3 protein-coding genes are annotated in these 5,461 nt (G+C 39.8%); 1 reads left to right on the plus strand and 2 read right to left on the minus strand.

Features of this window, described 5'->3' with window-relative positions; all coding sequences use genetic code 11:
• The first annotated feature begins 120 nt into the window (after positions 1-120).
• Positions 121-744, plus strand: coding sequence for a PH domain-containing protein (locus ABIQ28_RS10620; RefSeq protein WP_348037076.1), 624 nt, complete (start codon positions 121-123; stop codon positions 742-744).
• 216 nt (positions 745-960) lie between these two features.
• Here the strand turns inward: ABIQ28_RS10620 and ABIQ28_RS10625 are convergent, their stop codons facing one another.
• Both ABIQ28_RS10625 and ABIQ28_RS10630 read right to left on the minus strand, forming a co-directional pair.
• The gene (locus ABIQ28_RS10625) at positions 961-4,095 is read right to left on the minus strand and encodes a glycoside hydrolase family 2 TIM barrel-domain containing protein (protein ID WP_348037078.1); all 3,135 of its coding nucleotides are present in this window, start codon (positions 4,093-4,095) and stop codon (positions 961-963) included.
• A 10-nt stretch (positions 4,096-4,105) separates the two neighbouring features.
• On the minus strand, positions 4,106-5,461 hold a 1,356-nt coding region (locus ABIQ28_RS10630; protein ID WP_348037080.1), incomplete at its 5' end, for an aminotransferase class III-fold pyridoxal phosphate-dependent enzyme.

The raw sequence follows: 5,461 nt of genomic DNA on the forward strand, positions 1-5,461 counted from the left end.
GTAAAATAACGATTTGCCAATAAACTGTATAAACCATTGGTCTGAGACTATTTGTATTGTTCGCAAATAAAACTCACAACTTCTAGTACCTTTAAACATTATTGGCAATTTAAAAACAAAATGAGAACAGAAATTAAAACAAAAGAAAAAGTCGTTTTGACCTTAAGAAAACATTGGTTTACATTAATTGAACCGCTTATTTGGTTTTTACTCTTTTTAACCCTCTCCTTGATAACTTTTAAAACAGCATACGGCATATTTTGTCATATTGGAACTGCATTGACGATCATATGGTTCACTTACAAATTTATGGACCGACAAACTAATATTTGGGTTGTAACGAATTTAAGAATCATTGATGAATACGGCGTGTTTTCGGTAAATTCAAAAGAAAGTCCATTAGACAAAATAAACAATGTTTCATACCATCAACCCTTCATTGGACGCGTTTTTGGTTACGGCGATGTTCAAATTCAAACTGCCGCTGAAATGGGCTCAACCACCCACAAGATGGTTGAGAAACCAAGACTATTAAAAGACACGATAACAAAATGTCAAGATCAGTATAGACAATCACAAATACAAGAACAAGCGCTACAGTTTGCAGGCACAATTGATGGTCGTCAAAACCCGAAATCATCTATTGCCGACGAATTAACAAAACTCCATGATCTTAAAGTAAAGGGAATACTATCAGAAGATGAATTTGACCAACTTAAAAAAAGGATGTTATCACAATATTAAAAATTCCTCTTCCACTGCAAATTCATCTTGTTCATCTCAAATTCGCGTCTTGAAACTCCTAACTTATTAATTGCCAAGGATCACTAATAAATAACCCCAAACTTCAGCTCGGGGCATTAATACGCATAACAACAAAGGGCTTTAGCCCAAACCACAATCCTAAGGACGGTTTGGCCAAAGCCCTTTACTTTCTCCCCAGCTAGAGTTTATTAAAAATTAATTATAAGGTTTAATCTCAAATGAATATTCGTAAACCTTATTCGCTGGAATGGTATATTCAGGATGCACTAAGCGTCCCCATGAGGTATCGCCACCAACGCCCATTTGCAGGTAATCAATGTTCCAAGTTACTATTTCTCCAATTTTAATGTCTGCGCCATGTTTTGAAGTCACAGGCACCAATCCAGAAGCTGATTCACTCGCATCATCACTGTTAAAATCAATTTCTGACATCGCAAATGGCCACACACTGGTATTGAGCAGAATGTTGCTGGATGCTTTTAAATTCAAATTGTCGGAAGACACCTTTACCCAACGCACGTCGGTTTTATTCCCAGTTTCTTGTGGACGCAGATACCGCTCGAAATGGTCAACGACTTTTCCGGAATACACTCCCGTTTTTACACCTGTTTTTCGATCCCAATAACTTTCTGTTTCGCCTTTTCCGTACCAAGAAATGTCTGTAAAGTCTTTTGGCAAGGTCATGTACATTCCTAAACGTGGCAGATTTGGAAGGTCTTTTTGATTGGGTTTAAAGCTATAAGCAACGTTTAGGCTTCCATCGGTTTTGACGGTGTATTTAATTATGACGTTGGCCTCATTGTTGGGCAAGCCATACGCCACTTTATAAGTGATACCGTCTTTAACTTGTCTTGGATTTTCAACGAGCTTTGAAGTATAATTGTAGGTCGCATCTTGCCAGACTTTCGCCCATTTAAACATATTATTTCCTAAATCATTATCGGTTGGTGCACGCCAAAAGTTAGGACGAATGGCTTCATTGGTAATGAGTTTCCCTTGATGCGTCCATGATTGTATTTCGCCAGACTTTGCATCGATATTAAAGTCAAAAACTTTGTTTTTTATGGTATAAAAATCTTTGCCTTCAACTACCTGAACAGGCTCTCCATCAGAAGAAGCTGTGCTGCCAAATTGGCCTTTCTGAAGTACAAATTCGTCCCAACCTACTTCATGTCCTTTAGGAACTAGATTTTTATCTTCTTTTTGAATCAAACTCACTTGAAGGATATATTCAGCTCCAGAAGACAGAGCCTTCGGAAAGTTTTCCAAGGTCATCTTTTTGGTCTCTTGCGGATTGACGTCGAGGGCAATATTCTGGCCTTGGAAGACTTCTTTGCCGTCCTTTAAAATTTTCCAGGACATGGTTTTATCTGAAAAATCCACAAAGAAATTCTTGTTTATAATTTCTACAACGCCATTCCCTAAATAGTGAAATTGCACTGGTTCATACACTTTTTTCACTTCGGTTAAATGCGGATGCGGATTGCGATACGGATCTATCAGACCGTTATTTAGGAAATTCCCGTCGGTTGGCAAATCGGGATGGTAATCATGACCATACGCCAAATATGGATTCCCATTTTCATCTTTATACTCCAAAGCCTGATCTACCCAATCCCAAATATAACCGCCTTGAAGATTAGGATAGGTTTCAATAATATCCCAGTAATCTTGCAAATTCCCCACTGAATTCCCCATGGCATGTGCATATTCAATCATGATGGAAGGTTTGTCAGAATTGGACTTGCCGTGATTGATTAAATATTCCGGCTTCGGATACATAGGGCAATACAGATCGGTATAATCTTCTTTTCCTGCCGGTTCGTATTGCACAATGCGATTGTCGTCATGTGCTTTTAACCATTTATAAGTGGTTCTGAAAATCTCGCCTCTGCCCGCTTCGTTTCCTAAGGACCAGGAATAAATGGACGGATGATTCCGGTCGCGATAATACATGCGTTGCGTACGCATTTCGTGAGCTGGCAACCAACTCATGGTGTTACCCAATTGCGTTTTTTCATCAATGGCCAAGGGATGGCTTTCAATATTAGCTTCATCCACCACATACAAACCATAGGTATCGCACAACTCCAACCAATACGGATCGTTGGGATAATGTGACGAACGCACGGCATTAATATTATTTTGTTTCATGAGCTGAATGTCCTTTTCCATCGATTCTTTTGACACGACATGCCCTGAAAAAGGATCGGTTTCATGACGATTTACGCCGCGGATATAAATGGCTTTTCCGTTAATTAAAACTTGAGCATTTTTGATTTCAACACTTTTGAAACCTAATTTCCGTGTGATATATTGATTGTTATTTGGATTGGCTTCGTCTTCTAAAACGATTTTCAAGGTGTAGAGATTAGGCTGTTCGGCCGACCATTGTTTGACCTTTTCAAGCATACTTTCAGACACCAATTCAGCAGTAGCATTTGCAGCAATATCTAAAATTTCAGCATCCTTATATCTTGAAGTAGTACCGTCAAAAACTTCGACCAAAACCTTTCTTTTAACCGAAGTATCCGAATGATTGACTACTGAAACCGTATTTCTGAAAATCCCGTTTTGATAGGTGTCATCCAAATTGGTATATGCGTAGTAATCGGAAACGGAAACTTTGGGTTGCGTATATAAATACACCTCGCGCTCAATCCCGCTCATGCGTAAAAAATCCTGACTTTCCAGATAACTGGCATCGCTCCAACGGAACATTTGTAAGGCCAATATATTTTTCCCTGCCTTTAAATACTTGGTAATATTAAATTCGGCCGGGGTTTTACTGCCTTGGGAATAGCCGATATATTCACCATTTAAATACAGATACATCGCCGATTTTGCACCCGCAAAATGCAAGATAACTTCTTCAGACAAAAAGTCTTTATCTAAAGTAATCTCCTTTCTGTAAGTGCCAACCGGATTATAATCGTTTGGCGCATCGGGCCATTGCGTGGTAAATGGATAGCGTTCGTCCAGATAAATCGGATGGTCATAACCTTCCACTTCCCAATTGGCAGGCACTGGAATGGTTTTCCAATCAGAATCATCATAATCGACGTTATGAAAGGTTGTAAGCCGTTGTTTTGGATCTTTAACCCAATTAAATTTCCAGGGACCATTCAAACTCATGAACCGTTTTGACTGTTCCTTTTCTTTTAGATCGGCATTTTCAAATCCGAAATACGTCGCGCGAGGGGCGAGTTTATGGTCTTCGAATATTTCGTGATTATAATGAAAGGTTTGTTCTGGCACTTCTGAAAGTGGCGCCGTTTTACACCCCATGACGAACAATACAGGGATAATAGTTAGTAATCTTAATCTCATAATAATTATTTTAAAGTTGCATGAAATCTTCAGCAAATATTTTTCTTAGATAAAAAATTAACTCTTCTGCGTTTTCATTAGAAAAAACAATGGGTGGTTTAATTTTCAACACATTATGATCTGGGCCATCAGTACTCATCAAAATACCGTGGTCTTTCATTCGATTGGCCAAGTAATCGGTTTGTGCTGCCAATGGATTTATAGCCGCATCCACCAACTCAATACCCAGAAATAAGCCTTGTCCACGAACATCGCCGATTATCGGAAATTCCTCAGCCAACTTATTGAGTTCGGTTTTCAAGAACGTGCCGACTTTTAGGGCATTTTCTTGTAGTTTTTCTCTCTTTACGGTGCGAATCACTTCAGTGCCAATCGCACAGGATACGGGATTCCCTCCAAACGTGTTGAAATACTCCATGCCATTGGCGAACTTTTCCGCAACCTCTTTTGTACAAGCTACCGCAGCCAATGGATGACCATTCCCCAATGGTTTACCAATAGTTACAATATCAGGGACGACATCGTGCAATTGAAAACCCCAAAACGTTTCGCCCATTCTGCCGCAGCCTGTTTGGACTTCGTCGGAAATACAAAGGCCGCCAGCAGCTCTGATTAAGCTATAGGCTTTTGCTAAAAATCCTTGTGGTAATTCTATTTGTCCACCACAACTGATAATCGGCTCGATTATGAAGGCACCGACGCCGCGACCCTTTTCGTGAACGACATCGATTTGTTTTTGGACTTCTTCAGCGTATTTTTCGCCGGCAGCGTCGCCTCTATATTTACCGCGATAGGCATCTGGTAAAGGAAAAATATGAGTATGCTCTGGTGCGCCGCTTCCACCCTTCCCGTCAAACTTATAGGAACTGATATCGATACACATATTGCTATTGCCGTGATAGCCGACTTCGCTTGCAATAATATCGCGTTCGCCCGTGGCCGCTTTGACCATGCGAATAGCCAACTCATTGGCTTCACTACCTGAATTCACAAAGTGTAGGACGCTTAATTCTGCTGGTAAGGTTTCAAGAAGTTCTTTGGCCAAATCATTAATATTGTCGTGCAGATAGCGCGAATTGGTATTGATCAATGCCATTTGCTCTTGACCCGCCTTGACGACCTCATAATGTTCATGCCCCACATGGGCGACGTTATTTACGGTGTCCAAATACATTCTACCAAATTGATCCATGAGATACTGTCCAGCACCACGAACCATTTTAATAGGCACTTTATATTGGAGGCTTAAACTTTTGCCTAAATGCTGTTTGCGATAATTGATTAATTCTTGATTTGAAACTTCAATGGAATTATAAAGTCCTTCTGATTTAAATAATAAATTGGGATCTGGACAGATACTTTGCCA

The organism is Gelidibacter sp., from assembly GCF_039916245.1.
Lineage (GTDB): Bacteria > Bacteroidota > Bacteroidia > Flavobacteriales > Flavobacteriaceae > Gelidibacter.